Below are 26,382 nucleotides of genomic sequence, written 5' to 3' on the forward strand. Positions count from 1 at the left end.
CTCGAGAACGTTTAAGCGATTGAATACAGAATTACCCCTGATTGAGTTTCTGTTTCGATTTCACCTAAATCTTCTAAATAGTCTAGCTGACCGATCGTTTCCGATAGTGTTAGGCCGACTTCCTGAAGATATACTTTCGGGAAAAGCTGCTGACACACTTCAAATGCTGATAAAGGTTTATCTTGAAGCATACTTTTCACCTGCATGGCCCGATTATGCTGCCGCTCAAATCTATATTGAATCAAATCAGCAACCGCGTCTCCATCCACTTCAGATCCATGCCCAGAGTATACAGTGGATATAGATATTCCTAAGAATTTCTGAAGCGAAGCGTTGTATTGCAGTAACGGACGTGGACGGTCAGCGCCCGGAAGTAAAGGCGGTTCCATTAACGGATTAGGTGAAATTTTCGCAAGTAAATGATCACCCGCAATCATCAAACCATCACTTTCACGGTAAAAGGATAAATGACTTTGTGCATGTCCAAGAGTCTCGATTGCTCGCCATCCTGGAAGTCCAGGAAGTTCATCTCCCTCAGCTAAAAACCCCTGTAACTTTCTTTCACTAAGGAATTTGATTTCGTCGCGGTAATGAATCAAATTATTTTTCAACTCTTCAGCTACTCCAAACTTCGTAGCATAGTCCAGAAAAAAACGATTATGGGTTTCAAGGAACTCATCACTGATAGTCAGCCACCGCTGATTATTTTTATGTCCGTAAACAGGAACTTCCTTATCAAAGAAATCGAGTGCACCGGCATGGTCCGGATGATGATGGGTCAAGATGATTTGTTCAATATCAGACAGTTTTAGCCCCAATTCTCCAAGCCCGTAAGTCAAAACTTCTTTTGATTGTTTTGTTTTAACGCCAGTATCAATTAAAGTTAAAGCATCCCCTTTAACTACATAAACATTTACATCGCCAACTGCAAACGGCGTTGGCAAAGCAAGTTTAGCAATATCTCCATTCCAATTCACCATAATCATTTCCACCTTAAATATTATATTTATATAAATCTTTTTATACACAATACCGATAAACCTGTCCATTTATCAAGAAAATGAATGTTTAATTACCATTTTACATGTATTCTTAAATATTGTCATTATTTTCACATAATTCACGTATTATTTTTGAAGCTAAAACATATATTATCATTGACAGAGTACTGATGCATCCTTCATAATCACAAGTAATTAAAGACGGAATGGCTGAGATTAAGGCCAAGTAAATTTATTGATGGCGTAAAGAGAGTGAAGCTCGGAAAGTGCTGAAAGGCTTCATCGCCCTCTCATTATTGAACCTACCTTATGAGCCTTCAGGAAAACCTGACGTAAATCCCGCGTTAGAGGATTCAAGTGCAGCTTTTCTATTTATTTTTTATGGAAAGTTGAACAAAGGTGGTACCACGGAAGCTAGACCTTTCGTCCTTTATCGGATGATGGGTCTTTTTACTTTTCAAAAAAAGCGGACCATAAATAGCATGTACAGAAGGAGCGAGAAATATGAAAAAAATCGCATTTATCGGAGCTGGATCGATGGCGGAAGCAATCATTTCGGGATTGGTCACTCAACAGGTAATTGACTCAGAAAATATTTTTGTTACAAATAAATCAAATGATGAACGATTTGATTATTTAAAGAAGCAATACGGTGTGACTGCAACAAGGTCACTGCAGCAATTACTACAAGATGCAAATCTAGTCGTACTAGCAGTGAAGCCGAAAGATATTTTAGAAACGATGCAATCAATAAAAGAATACATTCACGAAGAAATGCTGTTCATTTCCGTTGTGGCAGGGGTTCATACAACTAGTTTAGAAGGAATTGCCGATAAGCAGGTCTCCATCGTCCGCGCTATGCCTAATACATCGGCAGCTGTCGGAAGATCAGCAACGGCTCTTGCAGCGAATAGTCATACAGACGAAGTACAATTACAAACAGCGATTACCCTTTTTGAAACGGTAGGATCGGTTTCCATTGTTGAAGAAACGCAGCTCGATGCCGTAACAGGCTTATCTGGGAGCGGCCCCGCTTATATTTATTACTTGGTCGAGGCATTAGAAAAGTCAGCAGAATCAATAGGGCTCGATTCTGAAACTGCGAAGCAATTAATCCTTCAGACACTGATAGGTGCGGCTGAGATGTTGCAGAAATCACCGAAAACTCCTGCCGTGCTTCGAAAGGAAGTAACATCACCGGGCGGAACCACAGAAGCCGGTTTGAAAGCACTTCAAGCGCATCAAGTTCAGGAAGCGTTCATTGCCTGTGTTGAAGAAGCGACCGAGCAATCTAAGCGGATGGGTAATCAAATTAGCAAAGAGCTCGCCAAGTATGTAGTACCGCAGTAAAAAGCACATCATAATAGGCTGTTGACTTACACCCCCTAATCGGAAGTGTTAAGCCAACAGCCTATTTATGTAGGGAGCTAGTACCTGTTAAGGAATTTACCAGAACAAGAGAAACACTAAAACGTTGTTTTTTATTATCTCAGCAAAAAGGGACCAATTCCCTTCAATTGTTGATAACTATTACTTAATAATCAGCATATCTGCTTCATCAAAACTCCAATCCTCCGAATACGCAACTTCCCAATAGTAACCATCGAGGTCTGAAAAATAGCCGCTATATCCTCCCCAAAAAACACGTTGTGGTAATTTCTCGATTATTCCTCCAGCCTTTTCAGCCTTTTTAATAATGTCATCAACTTCTTCAATTGATTTAGCGTTATAAGCAAAGGTAACACCTGAAAATCCATTCCGTTTAGGCTGTTCTTTCTCATTAATGTCTTTTGCTAACTCTTCTATAGGATATAAAGCAAGTTTTGTTCCTGCATTATTAAAAAAAACAACAGCAGGATTGTCCTCTTTACATGGTGTATGGAATCCTAATCCATCCCTATAAAATCTTAGAGATTTATTAATATCTCTAACCCCTAAAGTAATAAGGTTTATTCTGTTCATACTTGTCCCCCCCATTTTCTTTCTTCATATGATAGTTCGACACTTAGGATTTTTTTCCTTTTTTATCACTTCATCACTGTTACTAAAATAGCTCTATAACAAAATCCATTCTTTATCAGCCTTTAAAAAAGGAGCATAAAATGCCGAAGTGATTCCTTTAATAATCCATATGGATGCAAATTACGTAGGAAATTCACTTTCTTTGCCGAATGATTACTTGTTTTGTCACCTGTAAAGGAATTGCCTCTTCCATCTAGAATTCTACACACAAAAGGGGGAATTTCGATGAATACAAGTGCAGTTGCCCGGTTACTGAACGTTTCCCATAGTACGATTCAACGCTGGGTTACCCAATTGAATATGGAGGTAGAACGAAATCAGCTCGGACACTATCAGTTTTCAGACGATGACATTGCATTATTGAGAAAAGTCCAAGATCAGCTGAACGAAGGAATCATTCTCCAAAAGGTCAGCATATCAGAGAAAAAGATTAGAAAGGCAACAGTACAGAAACAACATTCCGAAACGAATAAAGAACATGATCGAATGATAGAAAGGATTGTTAGGCTTGAAAATGGACTAAAGACAAAAGCTGATGACGTTGTCTCCTATCAAATTTTACAGCACAGAAGCGATATGGAAGACCTACAAAAACTCGTTAAGAAGCTTGAAGCACGTATTGAAGAGTTAGAAACAAAAAAAGTTCCGCCAATCGATTATTTTCTGGCTGCTGAAGAAACGGCTGCCACTAAAAAAACGAAGAAATGGCCATTCATGAAAACGATTTTTGGAAATAACTGAACGTGATGCTACTTCGAAGAGCACAGCCGTCAACGATTAATACCAAAGAATATGATAGCCTTCCTTCTTCTACCTGCAAATTTAAGATCATACAAATACCATTAGACCTCGATGTACATCCTTTAGCCCATGACTCTTCGAAGGCAGAAATAGTTCAAGAACCCGAGCTAGTAATTACCTCAAATATAAAAAGGCCACGGCCCCAAGGTTAAACTTTCACCTAAGGGCCGGGCCTTTTCATCATTTAAATAAGCACAGCACGGTCGTTGAGCATTTTTTCACCTTTAATACGCTGGAATTCGTTCAGCAGTTTTTCAACGGTAAGCTCCTGCTTTTCGACGCCCCTTGCTTCAAAAATGATTTGACCTTTATCCATCATGATTAATGAATTTCCAAGATCTATTGCCTGCTGCATATTATGAGTCACCATAAGTGTCGTTAACTGGTTTTTTTCAACGATTTCCTTCGTCAGATTTGTAACGAGCTCTGCTCTAGAGGGATCGAGAGCAGCTGTATGTTCATCTAGAAGCAGGATTTTAGGATCGGTAAAGGTGGCCATCAGCAATGATAATGCCTGGCGCTCCCCTCCCGATAATAATCCGACTTTTGCACTCATTCGATTTTCTAATCCTAAATGAAGCGTACTCAAACTTTCTTTAAAAAGTGCTTTCCTTTTTTTTGTCACCCCAAAGCCAAAGCCTCTTCTATTAGTTCTGCCATAGGCAATGGCCATATTTTCCTCAATGGTCATATGCGGGGCTGTACCAAGCATCGGATCTTGAAAAACACGGCCAATCATTTTTGCACGAGCATGCTCCTCAATTGTCGACACATTTTCGCCATCAATGATGACTTCACCGGCATCAGGGAGAATCTTACCGGATATCATATTCATCAACGTCGATTTGCCTGCGCCGTTACTGCCAATGACCGTTACAAATTCCCCCTTTGTCATTTGCAATTCAAGATTTCCAAGGGCCAGCTTCTCATCCGGTGTGCCTTCATTGAAGACCTTATAAATCTGATTTAGTTGCAGCAAATTCTTATCCCCCCTTCGATAAAGTCTCGATATGACGCATCTGTAATTCTTTGAGACGCTTTTTCTTACGGCTTTTTTCTTTTCGTTTATCAGAAATTTTTGGAATAACAAGGGCTCCAACCACGATAAGCGCGGTAATTAATTTAACATCACCCGTATCAAGGAACTCTACACGAAGTGCCAAAGTAACGACGATTCGGTATATAATCGCTCCACCAATAACTGCAAGCGTCGCCCGCGCAATCGTTTTTGCACCGAATAACGCTTCCCCAATAATGACGGATGCCAATCCAATGACAATGATTCCAATCCCCATCCCAATATCACTAAAACCGTTATATTGAGCAACTAAAGATCCAGAGAAAGCAACAAGTGCATTTCCAATTGCGAGTCCTAAAATCTTCATATTACCCGTATGGGCGGAAAAACTCTTAACCATGGCTTCATTGTCACCTGTCGCACGTAGTGCAAGACCAATTTCCGTTTTTAAAAATGCAGACATTCCAGCCTGAATAATTACAGCTACAATAAGCATCACAATTAAAATAGCCCATGTATTTGGCAAACTATCACCAGCGCCCATGATTGATAATAGACCATTCAACATATTGTCCAACCCAGTGCCAGCCCAAGCATCCTGAATATTCGTGATAATTGTTGTTTGAGAAAGCAACGGAATGTTCGATGCACCCATAATTCTTAAATTGATAGAATATAAGGCAATCATCATTAAAATTCCTGCAAGAAGTGGATTAATTTTCCCTTTCGTATGCAGCAGTCCCGTCATCGTCCCTGCGATAAACCCGGCAACCATGGCACAAAACGTGGCTACAATCGGCGAGAAACCGTTAACAATCATAATAGCGGCAACAGAGGCCCCTGTCACAAAACTACCTTCCACTGTCATATCCGGGAAGTCGAGAATCCTAAATGTTAAATAGACACCAAGTGCCATAATCGCATAAATCATTCCCGACTCAAAAGAGTTGAATAAGGCTGAGAACATTTTTTTCTTCCTTCCCTGAACTAAAGCAGAGTTTATTTTACAAACTCAGCATCTGCTTTCCATTCTTCTTTTATTTCAACACCCATACCTTTTGCTGCTGTTTCATTAATAACCAATTTCAACTTTTGTGGATATTGAACGGCGATGTCTCCCGGTTTCTTACCATCCTTTAAGATTTCAACCGCTTTTTGCCCTGCCTCATAGCCAATATCATAGTAACTGAAGCCATAGGCTGCAAAACCACCAGCTTTCACAGAATCAAGTTCACCAACAAATAATGGAATATCTTGATCATTCGCCACCGAAATGACTGATTCCAATGCCGAGACTACTGTATTATCAGTAATGATATAGAAAGCATCTGCTTTCCCGATTAATGATTCTGCTGCCTGTTTGACCTCAGCAGAAGTCGAGACAGATGCTTCCACGACTTTTAATCCGGCTTTTTTTGCTTCCGCTTTTACGTTTTTTATTTGGACGACCGAATTTTGTTCCCCTGTATTATAAACGGTCCCAATTGTTTTGGCGCCAAGTTCTTCTGCTAGAAATTTCATAGACTTTGCAATCGCTTCCGGATGAGAATCCGTCGTACCCGTCACATTTCCACCTGGTTTCTCCATGGATGTAACAAGTTCCGCTGCGACTGGATCCGTTACAGATGTAAATACAATAGGAATATCCTTTGTTGCATTTAAAGCACTTAATGCACTTGGAGTCGAATTAGCAAAAATCAAATCCACTTTATCCCCAACGAAGTTATTGGCAATCGTCTGACTGTTGTTTTGATCCCCTTGTGCGACCTGAAGATTATACTTGGCATTGATGTCACTATCCTTCAATGCAGCCTGAAACCCTTCATATGCTTGATCAAGTGAATCATGCTGAACGATTTGTGTTACCCCAATATTGAAGGTATCCTTACCGCTTTCATTTTTCGCAGTATCATTCGCTTTGTCATTTCCACAGCCTGCCAGTAATAATCCCGCTACTAAGGTCATTGCTGCAGTCGAATATAATTTCTTCTTCATATTTTCCCCCCGCTTTTTTCTTATTTTAAGATTCTGCCTTTCTACGATGGCAGCTCTTACGCTTTTATTTACTAAATTATAATCGTTTATTCTCAATTATATCAATATATTTTTTAACTTTTTAGAATTTTACAAGTTTTTATGTTTAAAACAATAAAAAAGCTGCTGTGAAAGTTATTATTACTTTCACAGCAGCATACTAAAATGTCAGTGTTCGACGACTTGGTTAACAATTTTGGTAACAGTCGCCCGGTCGATTTTTTCTTTTCCTTCTTTCAAGGCTTTTAAAGTAGCTTTTGCCAATTCTAATGGTATTTTACAGAATTGGATAATTTCCTTTGTTTCAATCTCTGCTATATACGTATCAGCTAATGCAAGATTATGTTCCGTATAGGCAAGCATCTCGTCGAAACCCCAACCATCTGGATAAAAGTTAACACCGCGCTCTGCATCTTCCTCACGGTTTCGAAGAATATTAACAGTTTGAAGTCCACGGCCAAATGCAATAGCAAGATCACGATCTGTTTCAGTTCCATCATACCAGTTCCAAATATCAGATAGCATGACTCCAACTAAACCAGCAACATAATATGTGTAATCATCAAGTTCTTCCTTATTGTGTATCTGCCAGTCCTTCGCAACCCACTTTGCCATGCCTTCGGCCATTTCCTGTGTCGAGCCCAAGACTTTTGCGGTCGCACTAGGCGGACAATATTGAATCCAATCCGAAAGAAGCAAGGTCACTTCAGGTAAATCGTCCTTATACGGTTCAAACAAGGTCTGAAGTCCCTTTTCACTATAATCATCAGTCTTAAGCAGCTCACTGATAGTCTGTAATAGGGAAATCTTACTATCGGCAGGTAATTCGGGATGGTCTTCAATTTCATCGATAGCCCGCATGCAAAGGTAAGCAGCTCCAATGGCTTCCTGTAATCCCTTTGGAAGGTAGCTGATTGGAATGAAAAAAGTCCGGCTTGTTTTTAAAAGAAAATCCATTGCCTTAGTATGTAGATTGCTTTGGTCAGTCATTTTTTACACTCCTTTGTATATCCAATAAACAATTGAATTATTATATCAAACAATCGCTTTGATTTCAGCTTCTCTATTCCTCTACATATAAGGGAATTTTAATCGCCATTAAATCTTCTGCCATTATCGTGTTTGCGAAAATTGCCTTACTTTCCTCTTTTAGCCGTTCCGAATCCTCGAGAGTATAGCGAGAACTAATATGAGTAAGAATTAGCTGCTTAGCTCCTGCTTTCATCGCCGTTTCTGCAGCCTGCACGGTGGTCGAATGAAAATAGGCCGATGCCATTTCAGTTTCTTCTGCCGAAAAGGTAGCTTCATGAACAAGAAAATCCGCAGATTCAGCAAGAATAAGGGCATTACTGCATACTCTTGTATCACCAAGAACTGTGATTATCCGACCTTTTTGAGGATCACCAAGATAATCTTTTCCATTCAAGACGCGACCATCATCGAGTCGGACCATTTCACCGTTTTTCAACGCTTTAAAAAGAGGTCCCGGCTTCACACCTTCCTGAAGCAACTGATCTACAAGTAAGCTTCCTGGACGGTCTTTCTCTACAATTCGGTAACCGACACTATAAATACCGTGATCAAGAGACAAAGCAGTCACTGTAAACTGCTCGTCCTCAAACACTATGCCTTCCTCTATTTCAATAATTTCTAATGGATATTTTAAATGAGTGCCACTGACTTGTAAGCTTGTCGTAATATAGGCATCAATACCCTTTGGGCCATACACAGTCAATTTTTCTACCCCGCCCTGAAAAGACCTGCTACTTAACAAACCAGGAAGCCCAAAGATATGGTCACCATGTAAATGGGTAATAAAAATTTTTTCTATTTTACGCGGTTTAACTGCCGTTTTTAAAATTTGATGCTGTGTTGCTTCCCCACAATCGAATAACCAAACCGTTCCTCGTTCTTCCAATAATTGAAGAGCGATTGCCGTCACATTACGCGCTTTTGCCGGAACACCAGCGCCTGTACCTAATAAAACAAAATCCACATTCCTACCTCCGTTGCAAAAACTTTATAATTTAACTATAGCATAACAAAGGTGCTCTTTCATTTATGACTCTTTTAAAACTAGAGCCATTTTAATCTTTTCATGAAATATGAGAAAAAATGCGCAAATTGATTGCTTTGAGGGTAAGCTAACCGTAAAATTAGAAATTGGTACATATACAGAAATTCCAACTTCATACGACGGAATTAACGGAAAGTTGAGGTTTTAACATGACAGAAAACAATAAACCCACAGCATTAATCATGATTTTTGGTGCTACCGGAGATTTAGCGAAACGGAAACTGTTTCCTTCCATATATCGACTATTTCAAAAACAGAAAATCAACAAATTTGCGGTCGTTGGTGTAGCAAGAAGACCATTGTCCACCGAGGAGTTTCAATCAAGTGTTAAAGAATCCATCCTTACGTTCGGACATGCGGAAGAAAGAGTCGATGAATTCATTTCCCATTTCCATTATCATTCTCATGATGTAACGAGCTCTGAATCGTATTTGCAGTTAAAAGGTTTTGCTGAAAATTTAGACGGACAGTATCAATTAGAAGGTAATAGAATCTTTTATTTAGCGATGGCACCGGAGTTTTTCGGGACAATTGCCGAGCAGATTAAAGCACAAGGCTTAACTGATACGACTGGCTATAAGCGTCTTGTCATAGAAAAGCCGTTTGGACACAGTTTCGAAACAGCACAAATATTGAATGAGCAAATTCGTACCGCTTTCGCGGAAGATGAAATCTATCGAATCGATCATTACCTAGGAAAAGAAATGGTTCAGAATATTGAAGTCATTCGTTTTTCCAATGCTCTCTTTGAACCGCTTTGGAATAACCGCTATATTTCTAACATTCAAGTTACATCAAGCGAAACGCTAGGGGTTGAAGAACGGGGTCGTTACTATGAAACCAGCGGTGCCCTTAGAGATATGGTCCAAAACCATCTGCTGCAGATGGTTGCCCTACTTGCTATGGAACCTCCGATTGCTTTGACAACAGAAGAGGTGCGTAGCGAAAAGGTACGAGCACTGCGTTCGCTACGGCCAATGAAAGTGGAAGAAGTCAATCAATACTTTGTCCGTGGTCAATATGGCAGCGGTAAAGTAGGCGCACAAACACTTTCGGCTTATCGCGATGAATTGAACGTAAATCCAGATTCCAACACAGAAACCTATGTTGCAGGTAAATTGATGATTGATAACTTCCGTTGGGCCGGTGTTCCCTTTTATATCCGAACAGGTAAGAGAATGGATGTAAAATCAACAAAAATTGTCGTCCAATTTAAAGATATTCCAATGAATCTGTATTATAAAACGGAAGAAACCTTGAACCCGAATCTTCTGGTTATTCATATCCAGCCTGATGAAGGAATCACTCTATACTTAAATGTTAAAAAATCTGGGACAACGTCGAATACGAAGCCTGTGAAGCTTACCGTCTCCAACAAAGGAATTGAACATATTAACTCTCCTGAAGCCTATGAGAAGCTATTGTTTGACAGCATGCGTGGAGATGCTACAAACTTCACACACTGGGACGAAGTGGCCCTTTCATGGAAGTTTGTCGACACCATTTCTAATGCATGGGAAAATACTAAAGAAGAATCGTTCCCTAATTATGAAGCAGGATCGACAGGCCCCCTTGCATCCGATGAGCTTCTAGCCGAAGATGGACATATTTGGTGGCAAATCGAGAAATCAGAAAAGAAAAATGATTAATTAAATAATAAAGAGGATGCAGTGAACCTGCATCCTCTTCTCTATTCATGAGGCACTCTTCCTGACTAATTTCGCTCGGATAGTATGAATCATTTCCTTGGATTTCGACATTTCTTTATCTGTTTCTGAATTAAGCCAAAATGATACACCAAATTCAAAGGCAATAAAAAATAACATTATAGCTAAAGCCACCCAAATGATATACACAGTTACCCGCTCCTTCTCTCTCTCTTAACGTCATACTGTATCCTTCGATCTTCATTAGACTTTACTAACCATTCCTTATATTGCAGGTGTTTAAACCTAAAGAACAAGATTGAATGACATATATAATACTATGTTTTTTATCAAAAAAGAAAATACAAAGGCCCTATTTATTACCAGTATAACATTACCATTTTATCCTTCTCCAGCCAATATATAAAAATTTTATTCACCATATTTCCTCCACATGCTTTAATTCGTACACCCCTTTTCATGTTCTATGTGAGGAGGAAGTGGCTTAAATGGCAAAGTGACCAAACTGCATTGGCGTTAAAAGGCCAAAAAAACCGACTTAAAAAGGAAATCTCCCTTTTTAAGCCGGCTACTTTCATTTATTTTTCCATCCATTCTGTATGGAAAGTTCCTTCTTTATCGATACGTTGATACGTATGTGCACCAAAATAGTCGCGTTGAGCTTGAATCAGGTTTGCTGGTAGCGTTTCTGTACGATAACTGTCAAAATAAGCAAGTGCAGATGACAAGCATGGAACAGGAATTCCATTCATAACTGCTGTAGATACTACCTCACGTAAAGCACCTTGATAGCTTTCGACAATACCTTGGAAATAAGGATCAAGAAGCAGATTGTTCAAGTTCGCTTTACGATCGTACGCTTCTTTGATTTTTTGTAGGAATTGTGCACGAATGATACAGCCCCCACGGAAGATCATTGCGATTTCTCCATATTGGAGATCCCAGTTATTTTCTTCGGATGCTGCCTTCATTTGGGCAAAGCCTTGTGCATATGAACAAATTTTACTCATATAAAGAGCTTTCCGAATACTTTCAATCAATGCCTTTTTATCACCAGTAAATGACTCAGCTTTTGGTCCACGAAGGATTTTGCTCGCTTCTACACGCTCTTCCTTGATTGCTGAGATAAACCGCGCAAATACAGATTCCGTGATGATTGGAAGCGGAACCCCAAGGTCAAGGGCACTTTGGCTTGTCCATTTCCCTGTTCCTTTTTGGCCTGCTTTATCTAAAATGATATCGACCATTGGCTTGCCGGTTTCATCATCATATTTTTTGAAAATATCAGCAGTAATTTCGATTAAATAGCTATCAAGCTCTCCTTTATTCCATTCTGTAAACACTTCATGGAATTCTTCAGCAGTCAGACCAAGAAGGTTTTTCAAAAGGAAATAAGATTCGGAAATCAACTGCATGTCTCCATATTCAATTCCATTATGCACCATCTTAACATAATGTCCGGCTCCATCTGGTCCGATATATGTACAGCAAGCATCGCCATCTACTTTAGCCGAAATATCCTTCAAAATTGGTGCAACAAGTTCATATGCTTCTTTTTGACCGCCAGGCATGATTGAAGGACCTGTTAAAGCTCCTTCTTCCCCTCCTGAGACACCCGTACCGATGAAATGAATACCTAGCTGGCTTAATTCCTCGTTACGGCGCTGAGTGTCCTTAAAGAACGTATTTCCACCATCAATGACGATATCGCCTTTTTCAAGCAGTGGTTTTAATTGTTCGATTGTAGCATCAGTTGCAGCACCAGCTTTAACCATCAATAAAATTTTGCGAGGTGTTTCCAGAGAATTCACGAATTCTTCTAGGGTATACGCTGCAAATACATTTTTACCTTCTGCTTCATTCATCATTTCGTCTGTTTTTGATCCTGAGCGATTATAGACTGAAATTGAATATCCTCTGCTTTCAATATTAAATGCAAGATTCTTACCCATTACGGCTAGTCCGATAACGCCAATCTGTTGTTTTTTCATGGTTATCTTTCCCTTCTCTATATCTTTACACAACTTATAAGCTAATCTTTGTCATCAGAAGGATTCTTCCTCCTTGATTGTTCAAAGAAATCTTTGCTGAAGCTTGTGTCTGTTCCGATCGAACGGTTTTTCAAGGATAATCCCTTTTTAATAATATTTTCTCCGTACTTATTTTGCAAGTGTTCCATCGCTTCGTACAAAGGTTCTTTTTCGGCGTCTTCTTGAAAGGAAAATATATCAAGCTGTTTGAAGGCCGATTCTTTTTCAATAACATCATACGCAGTAACACCAAGAAGCCTAATTCCTTCCCCATTCCAATTTTTCAAAAACAGGTCAACAGCTCTATTCAAAATATCCGCTTTTTCAAAAACTGGATTAGGAACTGTTCTACTTCTGGTAATGGTGCGACGGTCTTTATAGCGGATCGTCACACCAATTTTCTGACCAAGCAGACGTTTATTTTTTAATCGGACAGCAACCTTTTCTGAAAGCTTTTCCAATATCCCAATCAGTTCCTTTTGATTAGTAGAATCATGTGGGAGAGTTGTCGAATTTCCAATGCTTTTATGATCAAAAATGGCTTCCGGATCAACAACCCGAGGATCGATACCATTTGCTCTATCCTTTAAACGGGCGCCATTGATTCCAAGCAGTTGCTTCAGTTGCCTATCGTGAGCATGAGCAAGGTCCCCTATTGTCATAATACCGATGGAGTGAAGTTTTTCCGATGTCTTACTGCCGATGCCATGCATTTCGCCCACTTGTAAAGGCCAAAGCTTCTTAGAAATATCTCTTTTCCTTAACACGGTGATGCCCATTGGCTTTTTCATATCAGAGGCAGTTTTGGCCAAAAATTTATTAGGGGCAATGCCGATGCTACAAGGAAGGTCCATCGTTTTATAAATTCTTTCCTGAATGCTTTTGGCAATTTCTAGAGGCGAACCTAATTCGACGCATTCGCTAATATCCAGATACCCTTCATCGATGGAAACCGGTTCAACCATCTCTGTATATTGTCGCAATACCTCAAAAATAGCCAGTGATGCTTTTCGATAACGTTCAAAATTCGGTTTCCGAATAATTAATTGAGGGCAAAGTTTTTTCGCCTGCCAAATAGGCATAGTCGTTTTAACGCCGAATTTTCTTGCTTCATAGCTGCACGTGACGATGATGCCTCTTCTTTCCTCTACATTACCGGCTATGGCAAGCGGCTTACCTTTCAATGAAACATCATAGGACATTTCCACTGAAGCATAGAAACTATTCATGTCTACATGGAGAATGACCCTGCCATTTTTGGGATACATGTCCTTCATGTGACCGTCACATCCTTGTACAAGAAAAAATACCGTATATAATAGGGTCAATTAAAAATAACTATTTCTATTTCTTTTAAGGTACCCATATTTATCCTTGGTAACCAAAGTGAAATGATACTTCTACTCCAAGAAAAACAGCCATCATATTATTGATGACTGTAGATATATTCCTGCAATACTTGAACGCCTTCTAGAGATGATACGAATATTTGCGAATCAATGATTGTAATCAAAAGGTTACCTATTCTGGCAACCCCCTGCATATATCCAGTTTTTTGATTGCCTAATAAACCGATTTGTTCATTAGGTAAGTCTGTAAAACAAGTATTTCATCGAGCTGCTTGCACAACAAGTCCTATGGACAGGCCATCTGTCCTTATCGCAATCCATCTCTGTTCATGCATGTCCGACTCAGGTTTACCTGGAAATAGCACCTGATTTATTTCAATCAATGGTTTTAAGCGTGATTACTATTCCCCAGCAACTTCCTTAATGATACTGACTACCATTTCAGCAAGCTTCGTTAATTCTTCAACAGGAATTCTCTCATTCGTAGTATGAATATCTTCATAGCCTACAGCTAGATTGACAGTAGGAATTCCAAATCCTGCAATCACATTCGCATCACTTCCACCGCCACTTTTAACTAACTCGCATGGACGTCCGATATTCTCTGCTGCTTTTCTCGCGATTTCGACTACATGATCACCAGCTCCATATTTAAAGCCAGGATACATGACGTTGACCTCTACTTCGGCCCGTCCACCCATTTCGATGGCTGCGGTCTCGAATGCCTCTTTCATTCTTGCTACCTGTTTTTCCATTTTTTCAGGAATTAAGGACCTTGCTTCTGCTAAGATTTCAACATGGTCGCAAACAATATTGGTTTGCTGTCCGCCTTGGAAACGTCCGATGTTGGCTGTTGTTTCATCATCGATACGGCCTAGGGGCATTCTTGAAATTGCCTTGGCAGCAATCGTAATCGCTGAAACGCCTTTTTCAGGAGCAACACCAGCATGAGCTGTCTTACCTAAAATTACAGCTGAAACTTTAGCCTGAGTAGGTGCGGCAACCACAACATTTCCTACTTTTCCATCACTATCGAGTGCAAAACCAAATTTGGCCGTCACAAGGGAGCGATCTAGTGCTTTTGCCCCAACTAACCCTGATTCTTCACCAACAGTAATAATGAATTCAATCGTTCCATGTTCGATATTCTGTTCTTTAATCACTTTAAGCGTTTCTAACATAACCGCTAATCCAGCTTTGTCATCCGCTCCTAAAATAGTCGTTCCGTCTGACACTATGTATCCATCTTTAATGGAAGGCTTGATTCCGTTCCCAGGCACAACCGTATCCATATGAGACGTGAAATAAATGGTATCTACGCCCTCTTTGGTACCTTTTAGAGTACAAACTAAATTACCTGCCCCATGGCCAGTAACTGCCGTTGTATCATCTTCAAAAACATTTACACCAAGTGCCGTGAATTTTTCTTTCAACACTTTGGCAATTGCGGCTTCATTTTTTGTTTCAGAATCAATTTGTACTAATTCCATAAATTCGCTAACCAAACGTTCTTCATTAATCATAAAATAAAACCTCCAAAAAAAGTTTTCCTCTTTAAGTATACTTCTAAAAGTGGTAACCCGGCAAATAATCCGAAAAAAGAGCCTTCATTAAAATTGTTTGTGTCTTCTTACATGTCGATAGATCAAATTGAACTATCGAATGCAGAGGAGGACACGGATCTATGATAAGTTATTTACTACTTCATACTTAACTTCGCCAAAAAGAAGCCCAAAACAGATTTGTTTTGGGCTCCTTACAAGTTAGAATCACAACGGAATATTTCCGTGTTTTTTCCATGGTCGAGTTTCTTTTTTGTTGCGTAGCATTTCAAGAGATTGAATAATCTTGATCCTGGTTTCTCGAGGATCAATAACGTCATCTACCATCCCAAGACTTGCAGCTACATATGGATTGGCAAATTTCTCACGGTATTCTTCAATTTTATCTGCACGAGTTGCTTCCGGGTCTTCACTATTTTGAATTTCACGGGCAAAAATGATATTCGCTGCTCCAGCAGATCCCATAACCGCAATTTCAGCATTAGGCCATGCAAACGTAAGGTCCGCACCGATTGATTTACTATTAAGAGCCACGTAGGCGCCGCCGTATGCTTTACGGAGAATGATTGTCAATTTTGGCACTGTTGCTTCAGAATACGCATATAGCAGCTTTGCTCCGTGACGAATTATGCCACCGTGTTCTTGTTTAACACCAGGAAAGAAGCCAGAAACGTCTTCAAACGTAATTAATGGAATGTTAAACGAATCACAGAAACGAATAAAACGGGCAGCTTTATCAGATGAATCAATATCCAGCCCTCCTGCTAATACTTTTGGCTGGTTACAGACAAGTCCCACCACTTTTCCTTTAATACGTGCCAGACCGACCACAATGTTTTTCGCAAATCCAGCTTGTACTTCCATGAACGAACCATCATCGACAACTTGCTCCAATACTTTACGAACATCATATGGACGAATCCCTTCATATGGAACAACATCCGTTAAGTCTGGACGGTAGTCATCTTCATCGTCTGCCTCCAAAACTGGTGGCTTTTCTTCATTGTTTTGTGGCAGATAACTTAGAAGACGTCTAACATCCTCTAAAACTTGTTCCTCTGAAGCTCCCTTGAAATGAGCATTGCCACTTATTGTGTTATGTACTGTTGCCCCACCTAATCCTTCAGATGAAATCTTTTCGCCTGTAACCGTTTCAATAACTTTTGGTCCTGTAATGAACATCTGACTCGTTTTTTCAACCATGAAGACGAAGTCCGTTATCGCTGGAGAATATACTGCTCCACCAGCACAAGGTCCCATAATAACAGAAATTTGTGGAATAACCCCTGAATATATAGAGTTACGATAGAAAATCTGACCATATCCGTCCAGAGAAACTACTCCTTCTTGAATACGTGCTCCACCAGAATCGTTTAAACCAATGAACGGGGCTCCATTTTCTGCTGCCAAATCCATAACATTGGCAATTTTCAGAGCATGCATTTCCCCTAGTGCTCCACCAAATACGGTAAAGTCTTGTGAGAACAAATAAATATCGCGCCCATTGACTTTTCCGTAACCAGTGACAACCCCTTCTCCTGGCCCTTCTGCCTTTTCCATACCAAAATTAGTATTACGGTGTTTGATAAAAGGATTTAGTTCAATGAACGTGCCTGGGTCCACTAAAAGTTCAATTCTTTCCCTTGCTGTAAGTTTACCCTTCTCATGCTGCTTATCGATTCTTTCTTCACCGCCACCTAGTTCTACTTTCCGGCGTCTGTCGTACAAGTCATTAATTGTTTCATATATATCTGTCATTTCTGCTCCTCCTTTGATTCAGCTCTTTCACAAAGCTCATATAATACACCCGCTGTTGATTTAGGGTGAACGAAAGCAACATCAGCATGGTGCGCTCCTTTTCTTGAGGTATCATCAATCATCCGAATGCCTGATTCTTTAATTTCTTTAATCCGATCTTCGATATGTTCTACACCTAGGGCAACGTGATGAATACCTTCACCGCGTTTTTCGATAAATTTGGCAATTGGGCTTTCTGGTGACAACGCTTCCAACAACTCTAAACGAGTATTTCCTGCTAAGATAAAGGCCACTTTAACGCCTTGGCTTTCTACTGTCTCAATTCCTTCGAGCTCCAACTTTAGCGTATCAGTGTAAAGCGGCAAAGCTTCATCAAGTGACTTAACAGCTATGCCGATATGATCGATATTTTTAATCATTCAAATAAACCCCTTTTGCTATGTACTATTAGACACCTCTATTAAAATTCTACTAATCTGGTTGAAAAAGCCTTTAACTTTCGGAATAATGAGAACATTATACTTTTGCTTGTTTCTACTAAATGTTCAAGTTAAAATAATATTAATCAAACTGTTTTGAGGAGAGAGCATAATGAGAAATAAAAAAATAAGAAAGATCGTTGTGTATTTAATGCTTATCTCGATGATATTAACGACCTTATTATCAGGTATCGCATTTCTTTTGTAATAGATATCCGGAAGGGAGAGGGGAGCCAAAAGCTTCCCTCTTCTTTATTTAATGGCTCCATATTTTTTTGCCAATGTTTTAAAATCCTCGTTTGATATAGTAATTAACACCTTTGATCCAATCGGGACTTTTTCATACAAACGCTCTACATCGGATTTATGCATTCGTACGCAGCCATTTGAAATATATTTTCCAACTGATGCAGGTTGATTTGTACCATGTATCCCATAAATTCTGCCATCGGTATTTCGTGCGTCAAATCCAATCCACCTTGATCCAAGTGGATTCCTAGGGTCGCCACCCGGAATATTCTTTTTTCGATAATAGGGATTAACCGCTTTGACCTTAACCGTAAATAATCCTTCAGGTGTCAATTCTTGACTCTTTCCTGTGCCGACCGGTAGTATCTCCTGAACCGCGTTATCATCGATAAAGGCCAATTTGTTGTTAGCTTTATTGATGATTATAAACGGGTCACCGGTCTTAACAGGTTGAGCCTGTACCTGAAGTGGCAACATAGACAGGATAAGCAATAAAGAAAGGATGCATTTCATTTCTATCAATTCCTTTACTTTTTTGCTTAGTTTAAGCCAAGTGCCTCTTTTTCATTCGATTATTGGTCGGCTTAGGTAATCCCTTGAAGGAATGCTTAAGCAATAAGTAGCGCTCCATTTCCTTCATGAGCTGCAGTAACGCGGCCCTTGATTCAAACTCTTCTCGGGTTAGCGGAAGTTCCATTCCCCTAAAAAATATCTCCATTTCTTCAAGCTTCTTCAGATAAAGTATGGCTGTATTTTGCGGGTGAACATTTTCTGCAAGATCTTCTATAAAATCAGCCACTATCCCGCTTTGCTTAACTATCAGAGGAATATTTGTAACTAAAGGAAGAATCCGCTCAATTATTTCAAATTGCTTTTCACGCATCTTGAAATAATGGTAATAAAGGTCTTCTTCCCTTAAAAAATGATTTTCAACGTCTCGGAAAGCAAGGCTTTTTGCTTGATTAAGAAGATTAGCTGTTTCTGTAATTTCCTTTCCATCCCAGGTGTGATCATTATCCCGTAAATAGCGAACAATCCCCATCAAAATCGCACTAAAATTAGTTTCAATTTTTTCCTGATAGGCAAGCAGTTTCTCATCAAGACTAGGCATGTACAGATTCATGACAAGCGCTACCCCTACTCCTACGGCGATTAATATCGTTTCATTAATCAGAAGAGCAAAAGAAATGTCACCCGACCCATATAGATGCATGATAATGACGCTGCTCGTTACAATCCCTTCATTAATCTTCAAAGCAACTGTAGTTGGAATGAAAATCAAAAGAATCAATCCTATTATCAATGGATGGAAGGCAATAAACTGAAACAATAGGGTGGAATAAACCATTGCGATTATACAAGCCAAAAATCGATGCCAGGAGGCATACACCGATTTCTTTTTTGTAACTTGTATGCATAAAATCGTAATGATTCCCGCTGCCGAAAAATGATCCAGGTTAAGCATTTGTGCAATAATAATTGCCAAGGTTGCCCCCAAAGCAGTTTTAATCGTTCTGTATCCGATTTTAAACATTGTTATGTATCACCTGGCTCTTTCACTATCTATTATAATACTATCAGCAATTCAGATAATTTTACAGTCCTTAGAACGAAAATTTTCAATTTTTAAAAATACATTTTCTCAAAAATACATTATATGGATAAAATAAAAAAAGGTAACCAAAAGTTACCTTTTTTTATAATTATATACGAATACTTTGGCTTATAAAACTTTTTCTAAAAAGTCTTTTGCACGCTGACTTTTCGGATTGGAAAAGAACTCTTCAGGAGCACTTTCTTCAACAAGCAGGCCTTCGTCTAAGAAAAGTACACGATCGGCCACTTCTTTAGCAAACCCCATTTCATGCGTTACAATCAGCATAGTCATCCCTGTATGAGCAAGCGACTTCATAACGTCGAGTACTTCTTTTACCATCTCAGGATCAAGTGCTGAAGTAGGCTCATCAAAAAGCATTACTTCCGGGTTCATCGCCAATGCGCGAGCAATAGCGACCCTTTGTTTTTGTCCACCGGATAGACGGTTAGGATAAGACGATTCTTTATCAGCCAACCCGACTTTTTTCAAAAGCTCACGAGCTTGATTTACCGCTTCTGCCTTCGATAATTTTTTCACCTTCATAGGCGCGTATGTCAAATTCTCTAGCACGGTTTTATGAGGGAATAAATGAAAATGCTGAAATACCATCCCTACATTTTCACGGACTTTCATTATGTTGGTCTTTTTTTCAGTAATACTTTGATCCTTAAACCAAATTTGGCCATCAGTTGGTGTCTCAAGCATATTGATACATCGTAAGAAAGTTGATTTTCCTGAACCAGAAGGACCGATAATCGCTAACACTTCACCCTGTCCTATCTCGGTGCTAATCCCCTTTAATACTTCGAGCTTACCATAATTTTTTTTTAGTTTATCAATTTTAATCACTGCGTCTCATTCTCCTTTCAATTACTTTGCCTAAGATGGTAAGAACCATTACCATCACATAATAAATGAGACCGGCAAATAAAATCGGCTCGAAGAATTTATATGTCTCACCGCCGACAATATAAGAACGGCGCATAATATCTCCTAATCCAATAATTGTAACAACTGCAGATTCCTTTGTTAAAGAAATCAATTCGTTCACAAGAGATGGCAAGATATTCTTGATCGCCTGCGGCAGAATAATGTTAAGCATCATGCTAGAATAGGGCACCCCAAGTGCAAGCGCAGCCTCACGCTGACCTTTATCAACCGCTAATATACCTCCCCTGATTATCTCTGAGATATATGCGGCAGAGTTTAAGCCGAAAGCTAAGAATGCTGCTTGAAATGCTTCGATTTGAATTCCTAATATTTGTGGTGAACCAAAATAAATAAGCATCAATTGCAGGACTAATGGTGTACCGCGGAAAATCGATGTATAAAAGTCAGCAATCCAATTTAATGGCTTAATTCTACTGATTTTCAGTATTGATAATAATATCCCCAATATAAAACCGATGACAGCCGCAACCGCTACAACCTTTAAAGTAGTCGGTATTCCCTCCATAATATATGGAAGGGACGGCCTAATCGTCTCAAAATCCAGATTCACTCCATTCATCCTCTCTTATGAAGGCCAGTACCTAGGCCCTTCTTGCTTCATTTTCAAAAACAATAAAGCGCGGAAAAACGTTCAGAAGGCATACTAAATGCTTCTGAACGCTTTTCATCTCTCTGTATTATTCAGTTTCGCTGCCGCCAAACCATTTTAGTATTAATTTTTCCATTTCACCATTTTCTAGCATTTTTTTCAATTCAGTATTAAATTCTTCTGTTAACTTGCTCCCTTTTTGGAAAGCAATTGCTGAACCAGCATCCTCTTCACCAGACTCGATCACATAGCCTACTAAATCTTTATTGTCCTTTAAATAGCCCTTAGCCACAGTATCTTCCATTATTACTGCATCAAAACGTCCTGAAGACATTTCTTGAACAACTTCTGGAATCCTATTTCGTTTTTCAACTTTCATCCCGATATCTTTATTTTTATTCAAGTCAGTTGCCAATGTCTCTTGGATGGACGCAAGCTGTACGCCTACCGTTTTCCCTTTTAAATCTTCAACGGTTTTAATCTTACTGTCTTTTGTCGTAACAATCATGTTTTTAGCTGTATAGTAAATGTCACTAAAATCGACTGATTGCTCACGTTTAGCTGTCGGAGTCATTCCAGAGATAACAAAATCGATTGATTTATTTTCAAGTGCCGGTACAAGGCTATTAAAGTCAATATCCTTCACTTCAACCTCATAACCTAATTTTTTACCGATGGCCTTAGCGATATCAATGTCAAATCCTTTTATTTCATCGCTTTTCGAAGTTTCAACATATTCAAAAGGCGGATAATCCGCAGAGGTTCCCATTACTAGAACTTTTTTGTCTTTATTATCAGCTGTGTTAGTATCTTTTTTCTCTGATGTTCCGCATGCTGCTAAAATACCTACTAATAAAACAGAAGTAAGCAACAATGCTAACTGCTTTTTCAACTTCATTATTATTCCTCCAAAATGATATTTTCAATTCTCTTGGTATTAAATTTAGTTTTTGTTAAATTATTAATTAATTTGATTAACTAATATTCATACACTAATATGTATTTTAACACACTCTAGTAATTATTCAATAACGTTAAAAATAGATTTATTTTTTAGAATATTCTCATAACTAATTTTATTTTTCATACATTTACTTCATTTAAAGCATATCTGTTTGCCTTATCTATCTTTTATCCTAAAAGTTCCTTAATTATGCAGAATAATGAATAAAAAAACCCGCCAAATTGGCGGATTTCATCCTTGTAAGTTAGCTTACAAAAAAGTAACTTACACTTCTTCGCAATATTGATCGAAGTAATCTTGCAATTTTTCGACAACAGACATTGGATGATGCCCTTCGATTTCATGACGTTCTATCATCGTAATGATTTTTCCATCCTTCAGTAGAGCAAATGATGGTGAAGACGGTGGATAACCTTCGAAATAATCACGGGCCTTCTCCGTTGCTTCTTTATCTTGACCAGCAAAAACAGTTACAAGCTGATCAGGGCGCTTATCATTATGAATGGCATGAGCTGCAGCCGGTCTAGCAATCCCTCCTGCACATCCACAAACAGAGTTGACCATAACAAGAGTCGTTCCTTTTTGTGCAAAAACTTCTTCTACTTCCTCAGGGGTAGTCAGTTCTGTATATCCAGCAGTCTTAATCTCATCGCGAGCTTGTTTGACCACGTCGTTCATTAAAAAATTGAAATCCATATTCATAGTATGTGCTCCTTCCAAGTTTTCTCTTCAATCCTATCATAACAATTGCCTCATCTTGATTCAATATATTTACCTTGTAAAACAACAGAAAGCACAGAACTAACATGTTTAAACGAAAAAGAAGCGGGAATCATATAGTTTACAACAAGATAATTTCATCTACAAAAGGATGGGGCATTATGCGTAGCATTTATGCCCCATCCTTTTCTTTTTTAATTTGACTTAAAAGTATCCGTGAAAGATTGAAATGCTTGCTGAACAGCAGTAGTAACGGTTTTATTCCCGGACATTACCTGGTTTTCGAGCACAGGAAGCAGACCTTTAACGGTTTCATTTTTATAGAACATCGTTTTGAGTTGGTGATCAATTAATGAATATAACCATTCTTTAGATTGCATCCTTCTCCGCTCTTGAAAAACACCTGACTCATTCGTTGTATCAGAGAACTCCTGTAGCACATCCCAAAGCTCGGGAATCCCTTTACCAGTTACTGAAGAACAAGTGTATGCTTTTCCTGCCCATCCTTTGGTTGCAGGCTGAAGGAAATGCAAAATTCTACTGTATTCTGACTTTGTTCTAATCGCAAGCGGAATGTTCTCACCATCTGCTTTATTGACCACAATTCCATCTACAAGTTCCATAATCCCTTTTTTCATGCCCTGTAATTCATCCCCTGCACCTGTAAGGACAAGCAACATGAAAAAGTCGACCATGCTCCGGACAATTGCTTCACTCTGACCAACACCTACTGTTTCTATCAATATGACATCAAATCCTGCCGCCTCACAGAGCAACATCGTTTCCCTCGTTTTACGGTGAACCCCGCCCAAGGTTCCTTCCGATGGGGATGGCCTGATGAAGGCACGAGGATTTCGTGCAAGCTCCTCCATCCTCGTCTTGTCCCCAAGTATACTTCCTCCATTGATTGAGGAACTCGGATCGACAGCCAGGACTGCCACCATATAACCCCTATCACATAAATAGTTACCAAACGTCTCGATAAATGTACTCTTTCCGGCACCCGGTACGCCAGATATCCCGATGCGAAGCGAGTTCCCTGTATGAGGCAAAATAGAATGCAATAATTCTTGTGCCAAATCAAAGTGGTGGGGAGCATTACTTTCTACCAGTGTAATCCCTTTAGCAAGCTTTGCTCTTTCGCCTTTTATGATACCTTCTTTAAGTTCAGGGATCGAAATCTTTACATTGTGCTTTTTGACGAATTTGTTTTTCGAAGCTTTATTATGGCTGGCTGCTAATTCCACACCTGGCTTTAATGAAGAAGCAAAACCTTCCTGATTGTTGAGATCGACCCATTCCGGCTTCTTGTCTTCACTCATTACTGCGCCACTTCCTCATATCCGAGGCGATTGTATATTTCCTGAAGCACTTTTTTCGCTGCCTGAGGAATGACTGTACCAGGACCAAAAATGGCAGAAGCACCATTTTGCATTAAATAATCATAATCCTGCGCAGGAATAACACCGCCGACGATGACAATAATATCTTCACGACCTAATTTTTTTAATTCTGACATCAGCTGTGGCAACAATGTTTTATGGCCGGCAGCAAGCGAACTCATACCGACAACATGAACATCATTTTCAACGGCTTGAAGCGCAGTTTCTTCTGGCGTTTGAAATAGCGGTCCTATATCAACATCATAGCCTAAATCAGCAAAACCTGTTCCGACTACTTTCGCTCCACGGTCATGTCCGTCCTGACCCATTTTAGCCATCAGTAACCGTGGTCTTCTTCCTTCATTTTCAAGGAATTCTTCTGTCATTTGGACGACTTCCTCAATCTCTGCTTCTTTTGAATAAGCAGAGCTATATACACCACTGATAGAACGGATTGTTGCTTTGTGACGTCCAGCCACGTCTTCGATAGCATCAGAAATTTCACCAAGCGAAGCCCGTACGCGGGTAGCCTGCACAGCTAATTCAAGCATGTTGCCTTCACCTGTTCTAGCAGCCAGAGTTAGCGCTTGAAGAGCTTCATCGACCATAGCCTGATCACGGTTCGCTTTTAATTCGCTCAAACGCTTTAGCTGACTTTCGCGAACTGCCGTATTATCAATTTCCAGTATTTCAATCGGATCTTCTTTTTTCAGACGATATTTATTGACGCCAACGATTGTTTCATCTTGAGAGTCAATTTTAGCCTGACGTTTCGCTGCCGCTTCTTCGATTCTCATTTTTGGAAGACCAGTTTCAATTGCCTTAGCCATCCCGCCAAGCCCTTCGATTTCTTCGATATGAGCCCAAGCCCGTTCAATTAATTCATTAGTGAGCGACTCAACGTAATATGAACCCGCCCATGGATCAATAACCTTTGTAATTCCTGTTTCCTCCTGCAGATAAAGCTGTGTATTACGAGCAATACGAGCCGAGAAATCAGTTGGCAAGGCAATCGCCTCATCTAATGCGTTCGTATGCAGGGATTGTGTATGACCAAGTGCAGCCGCATGTGCTTCAATCAAAGTCCGTGCGACATTGTTAAACGGATCCTGCTCAGAAAGGCTCCATCCTGAGGTTTGAGAATGGGTTCTCAATGCCATTGCTTTTTTATTTTTCGGTTCAAATTGTTTCATTAGTTTTGACCAAATAAAACGGCCCGCCCTCATTTTCGCTACTTCCATGAAGTAGTTCATTCCTACAGCCCAGAAGAATGAAAGACGTGGTGCAAATTTATCGATATCGATTCCGGCTTTCATTCCTGTACGTGCATACTCAAGTCCATCAGCCAACGTATAGGCGAGCTCGATGTCCGCCGGAGCACCTGCTTCTTGCAAATGATAACCGGAAATGGAGATCGAATTAAATTTAGGCATATATTTGGATGTATACTCAAAAATATCAGCTATAATTTTCATCGACATCTCAGGTGGATAGATATACGTATTCCGAACCATATATTCCTTTAAAATGTCATTTTGAATCGTACCTGAAAGTTTATCCTGTGTAACCCCTTGCTCTTCAGCTGTCACAATATAAAAAGCCAGAATAGGTAATACCGCACCATTCATCGTCATCGATACTGACATTTGATCAAGCGGAATTCCGTCGAACAAGATTTTCATATCAAGAATGGAGTCAATTGCAACTCCCGCTTTTCCAACATCACCGACAACACGCGGATGGTCTGAGTCATAGCCACGGTGAGTAGCTAAATCGAAGGCAACTGAGAGACCCTTTTGCCCCATCGCTAGATTACGTCGGTAAAACGCATTGGATTCCTCAGCTGTCGAAAAGCCTGCATACTGCCGGACGGTCCAAGGGCGATTAACGTACATGGAAGGATATGGCCCTCTTGTAAACGGAGCAATACCTGGCACACTTTCCATATGCTCCAACTTGTGATTATCTTCTTTGACATAAAGCGGTTTAACCCTTATTTGTTCATTCGTTTCAAACAAAAGGTCGTCAATATTTTGTTCAACTGCTATCTCGGCTTCTTTTCTCCATGCTTCAACCGTTCCTTTTATCTCAGCCTTAGCAGGATTTATGGTAGAAAAATTCGGTTTTTTCAT

25 protein-coding genes are annotated in these 26,382 nt (G+C 39.6%); 4 read left to right on the top strand and 21 right to left on the bottom strand.

Annotation, left to right across the window (positions count from 1 at the left end; genetic code table 11):
- Positions 1-11: 11 nt before the first annotated feature.
- Positions 12-980 carry an MBL fold metallo-hydrolase gene (locus tag RE409_RS18415; protein WP_201185719.1) on the bottom strand — a complete coding sequence of 323 codons (969 nt, stop codon included), beginning with the start codon at positions 978-980 and terminating at the stop codon, positions 12-14.
- A 525-nt stretch (positions 981-1,505) separates the two neighbouring features.
- On the opposite strand from RE409_RS18415, the gene proC reads away from it, so the two are divergent.
- Complete coding sequence (gene proC / locus RE409_RS18420) at positions 1,506-2,351, top strand: pyrroline-5-carboxylate reductase (RefSeq protein WP_201185720.1); 846 nt, start codon at positions 1,506-1,508, stop codon at positions 2,349-2,351.
- Positions 2,352-2,531: 180 nt separating this feature from the next.
- Here the strand turns inward: proC and RE409_RS18425 are convergent, their stop codons facing one another.
- A complete protein-coding gene (locus RE409_RS18425) occupies positions 2,532-2,963 on the bottom strand; it encodes a VOC family protein (protein ID WP_056525245.1) in 432 nt (143 codons plus the stop codon).
- Positions 2,964-3,248: 285 nt separating this feature from the next.
- On the opposite strand from RE409_RS18425, the gene RE409_RS18430 reads away from it, so the two are divergent.
- Positions 3,249-3,764, top strand: coding sequence for a MerR family transcriptional regulator (locus tag RE409_RS18430; RefSeq protein ID WP_053346874.1), 516 nt, complete (start codon positions 3,249-3,251; stop codon positions 3,762-3,764).
- A 244-nt stretch (positions 3,765-4,008) separates the two neighbouring features.
- Here the strand turns inward: RE409_RS18430 and RE409_RS18435 are convergent, their stop codons facing one another.
- The 5 genes from RE409_RS18435 to rnz all read right to left on the bottom strand — a co-directional run bounded on the left by RE409_RS18435 (position 4,009) and on the right by rnz (position 8,872).
- On the bottom strand, positions 4,009-4,803 hold the full coding sequence (locus RE409_RS18435) for an ABC transporter ATP-binding protein (protein WP_053346875.1): 795 nt from the start codon (positions 4,801-4,803) through the stop codon (positions 4,009-4,011).
- Positions 4,804-4,807: 4 nt separating this feature from the next.
- The gene (locus RE409_RS18440) at positions 4,808-5,809 is read right to left on the bottom strand and encodes an ABC transporter permease (protein ID WP_309557879.1); all 1,002 of its coding nucleotides are present in this window, start codon (positions 5,807-5,809) and stop codon (positions 4,808-4,810) included.
- 32 nt (positions 5,810-5,841) lie between these two features.
- Positions 5,842-6,837: an ABC transporter substrate-binding protein gene (locus tag RE409_RS18445; protein WP_057217394.1), complete on the bottom strand. Its 996-nt coding sequence runs from the start codon at positions 6,835-6,837 to the stop codon at positions 5,842-5,844.
- Positions 6,838-7,044: 207 nt separating this feature from the next.
- Positions 7,045-7,866, bottom strand: a complete 822-nt coding sequence (locus RE409_RS18450) for a squalene/phytoene synthase family protein (protein ID WP_201185722.1) — start codon at positions 7,864-7,866, stop codon at positions 7,045-7,047.
- Between the two features lie 73 nt (positions 7,867-7,939).
- Complete coding sequence (rnz, locus tag RE409_RS18455; protein WP_201185723.1) at positions 7,940-8,872, bottom strand: ribonuclease Z; 933 nt, start codon at positions 8,870-8,872, stop codon at positions 7,940-7,942.
- Positions 8,873-9,102: 230 nt separating this feature from the next.
- On the opposite strand from rnz, the gene zwf reads away from it, so the two are divergent.
- Positions 9,103-10,602, top strand: coding sequence for a glucose-6-phosphate dehydrogenase (gene zwf / locus RE409_RS18460; RefSeq protein ID WP_053346880.1), 1,500 nt, complete (start codon positions 9,103-9,105; stop codon positions 10,600-10,602).
- A gap of 45 nt (positions 10,603-10,647) precedes the next feature.
- On the opposite strand, the gene RE409_RS18465 is transcribed toward zwf, so the two are convergent.
- From RE409_RS18465 to mce, 6 genes are all read right to left on the bottom strand, one after another.
- A complete protein-coding gene (locus tag RE409_RS18465; protein WP_201185724.1) occupies positions 10,648-10,809 on the bottom strand; it encodes a hypothetical protein in 162 nt (53 codons plus the stop codon).
- 389 nt (positions 10,810-11,198) lie between these two features.
- Positions 11,199-12,611, bottom strand: a complete 1,413-nt coding sequence (gndA, locus tag RE409_RS18470) for an NADP-dependent phosphogluconate dehydrogenase (protein WP_201223723.1) — start codon at positions 12,609-12,611, stop codon at positions 11,199-11,201.
- A 41-nt stretch (positions 12,612-12,652) separates the two neighbouring features.
- Positions 12,653-13,927, bottom strand: a complete 1,275-nt coding sequence (locus RE409_RS18475; RefSeq protein WP_053346882.1) for a DNA polymerase IV — start codon at positions 13,925-13,927, stop codon at positions 12,653-12,655.
- Between the two features lie 473 nt (positions 13,928-14,400).
- The gene (locus RE409_RS18480; protein WP_053346883.1) at positions 14,401-15,522 is read right to left on the bottom strand and encodes a tripeptidase T; all 1,122 of its coding nucleotides are present in this window, start codon (positions 15,520-15,522) and stop codon (positions 14,401-14,403) included.
- Positions 15,523-15,768: 246 nt separating this feature from the next.
- On the bottom strand, positions 15,769-17,319 hold the full coding sequence (locus RE409_RS18485) for an acyl-CoA carboxylase subunit beta (RefSeq protein WP_201223722.1): 1,551 nt from the start codon (positions 17,317-17,319) through the stop codon (positions 15,769-15,771).
- Positions 17,316-17,738 (bottom strand): methylmalonyl-CoA epimerase, encoded by a 423-nt coding sequence (gene mce / locus RE409_RS18490; protein ID WP_201185731.1) that lies wholly within the window; start codon positions 17,736-17,738, stop codon positions 17,316-17,318. The genes RE409_RS18485 and mce overlap by 4 nt, the downstream gene beginning before the upstream one ends.
- Positions 17,739-17,910: 172 nt before the next feature.
- On the opposite strand from mce, the gene prli42 reads away from it, so the two are divergent.
- A complete protein-coding gene (prli42, locus tag RE409_RS18495) occupies positions 17,911-18,006 on the top strand; it encodes a stressosome-associated protein Prli42 (protein WP_152952297.1) in 96 nt (31 codons plus the stop codon).
- 44 nt (positions 18,007-18,050) lie between these two features.
- Here the strand turns inward: prli42 and RE409_RS18500 are convergent, their stop codons facing one another.
- From RE409_RS18500 to scpA, 8 genes are all read right to left on the bottom strand, one after another.
- Complete coding sequence (locus RE409_RS18500) at positions 18,051-18,560, bottom strand: L,D-transpeptidase (protein ID WP_201185733.1); 510 nt, start codon at positions 18,558-18,560, stop codon at positions 18,051-18,053.
- A gap of 31 nt (positions 18,561-18,591) precedes the next feature.
- A complete protein-coding gene (locus RE409_RS18505; RefSeq protein ID WP_201185735.1) occupies positions 18,592-19,581 on the bottom strand; it encodes an aromatic acid exporter family protein in 990 nt (329 codons plus the stop codon).
- Between the two features lie 189 nt (positions 19,582-19,770).
- A complete protein-coding gene (locus RE409_RS18510; RefSeq protein ID WP_201185737.1) occupies positions 19,771-20,493 on the bottom strand; it encodes an amino acid ABC transporter ATP-binding protein in 723 nt (240 codons plus the stop codon).
- Positions 20,486-21,145, bottom strand: coding sequence for an amino acid ABC transporter permease (locus tag RE409_RS18515; protein WP_053346889.1), 660 nt, complete (start codon positions 21,143-21,145; stop codon positions 20,486-20,488). Before RE409_RS18515 ends, RE409_RS18510 begins: the two co-directional genes overlap by 8 nt.
- A gap of 127 nt (positions 21,146-21,272) precedes the next feature.
- The gene (locus tag RE409_RS18520; protein ID WP_053346890.1) at positions 21,273-22,082 is read right to left on the bottom strand and encodes a transporter substrate-binding domain-containing protein; all 810 of its coding nucleotides are present in this window, start codon (positions 22,080-22,082) and stop codon (positions 21,273-21,275) included.
- 330 nt (positions 22,083-22,412) lie between these two features.
- Entirely contained in the window at positions 22,413-22,850 is a 438-nt protein-coding gene (locus tag RE409_RS18525; RefSeq protein WP_034308239.1) for a BrxA/BrxB family bacilliredoxin, read from the bottom strand.
- 212 nt (positions 22,851-23,062) lie between these two features.
- A complete protein-coding gene (gene meaB, locus RE409_RS18530; RefSeq protein ID WP_201185739.1) occupies positions 23,063-24,190 on the bottom strand; it encodes a methylmalonyl Co-A mutase-associated GTPase MeaB in 1,128 nt (375 codons plus the stop codon).
- The gene (gene scpA, locus RE409_RS18535; protein WP_053346892.1) at positions 24,190-26,382 is read right to left on the bottom strand and encodes a methylmalonyl-CoA mutase; all 2,193 of its coding nucleotides are present in this window, start codon (positions 26,380-26,382) and stop codon (positions 24,190-24,192) included. Before scpA ends, meaB begins: the two co-directional genes overlap by 1 nt.

Origin of the sequence: Peribacillus sp. R9-11, assembly GCF_031345095.1 — a bacterium.
GTDB classification, from domain to species: Bacteria; Bacillota; Bacilli; order Bacillales; family DSM-1321; genus Peribacillus; species Peribacillus butanolivorans.

Bases quoted from the DNA above. Each gene is read 5' to 3' on its own strand.
- RE409_RS18505 (WP_201185735.1), bottom strand. From the start codon at position 19,581: ATGTTTAAAATCGGATACAGAACGATTAAAACTGCTTTGGGGGCAACC.
- proC (WP_201185720.1), top strand. From the start codon at position 1,506: ATGAAAAAAATCGCATTTATCGGAGCTGGATCGATGGCGGAAGCAATC.
- gndA (WP_201223723.1), bottom strand. From the start codon at position 12,611: ATGAAAAAACAACAGATTGGCGTTATCGGACTAGCCGTAATGGGTAAG.
- RE409_RS18485 (WP_201223722.1), bottom strand. From the start codon at position 17,319: ATGACAGATATATATGAAACAATTAATGACTTGTACGACAGACGCCGG.
- RE409_RS18525 (WP_034308239.1), bottom strand. From the start codon at position 22,850: ATGAATATGGATTTCAATTTTTTAATGAACGACGTGGTCAAACAAGCT.
- mce (WP_201185731.1), bottom strand. From the start codon at position 17,738: ATGATTAAAAATATCGATCATATCGGCATAGCTGTTAAGTCACTTGAT.
- RE409_RS18445 (WP_057217394.1), bottom strand. From the start codon at position 6,837: ATGAAGAAGAAATTATATTCGACTGCAGCAATGACCTTAGTAGCGGGA.
- RE409_RS18480 (WP_053346883.1), bottom strand. From the start codon at position 15,522: ATGATTAATGAAGAACGTTTGGTTAGCGAATTTATGGAATTAGTACAA.
- zwf (WP_053346880.1), top strand. From the start codon at position 9,103: ATGACAGAAAACAATAAACCCACAGCATTAATCATGATTTTTGGTGCT.
- RE409_RS18440 (WP_309557879.1), bottom strand. From the start codon at position 5,809: ATGTTCTCAGCCTTATTCAACTCTTTTGAGTCGGGAATGATTTATGCG.
- prli42 (WP_152952297.1), top strand. From the start codon at position 17,911: ATGAGAAATAAAAAAATAAGAAAGATCGTTGTGTATTTAATGCTTATC.
- RE409_RS18475 (WP_053346882.1), bottom strand. From the start codon at position 13,927: ATGAAGGACATGTATCCCAAAAATGGCAGGGTCATTCTCCATGTAGAC.
- RE409_RS18520 (WP_053346890.1), bottom strand. From the start codon at position 22,082: ATGAAGTTGAAAAAGCAGTTAGCATTGTTGCTTACTTCTGTTTTATTA.
- RE409_RS18425 (WP_056525245.1), bottom strand. From the start codon at position 2,963: ATGAACAGAATAAACCTTATTACTTTAGGGGTTAGAGATATTAATAAA.
- meaB (WP_201185739.1), bottom strand. From the start codon at position 24,190: ATGAGTGAAGACAAGAAGCCGGAATGGGTCGATCTCAACAATCAGGAA.
- RE409_RS18450 (WP_201185722.1), bottom strand. From the start codon at position 7,866: ATGACTGACCAAAGCAATCTACATACTAAGGCAATGGATTTTCTTTTA.
- scpA (WP_053346892.1), bottom strand. From the start codon at position 26,382: ATGAAAAAACCGAATTTTTCTACCATAAATCCTGCTAAGGCTGAGATA.
- RE409_RS18430 (WP_053346874.1), top strand. From the start codon at position 3,249: ATGAATACAAGTGCAGTTGCCCGGTTACTGAACGTTTCCCATAGTACG.
- RE409_RS18415 (WP_201185719.1), bottom strand. From the start codon at position 980: ATGGTGAATTGGAATGGAGATATTGCTAAACTTGCTTTGCCAACGCCG.
- RE409_RS18500 (WP_201185733.1), bottom strand. From the start codon at position 18,560: ATGAAATGCATCCTTTCTTTATTGCTTATCCTGTCTATGTTGCCACTT.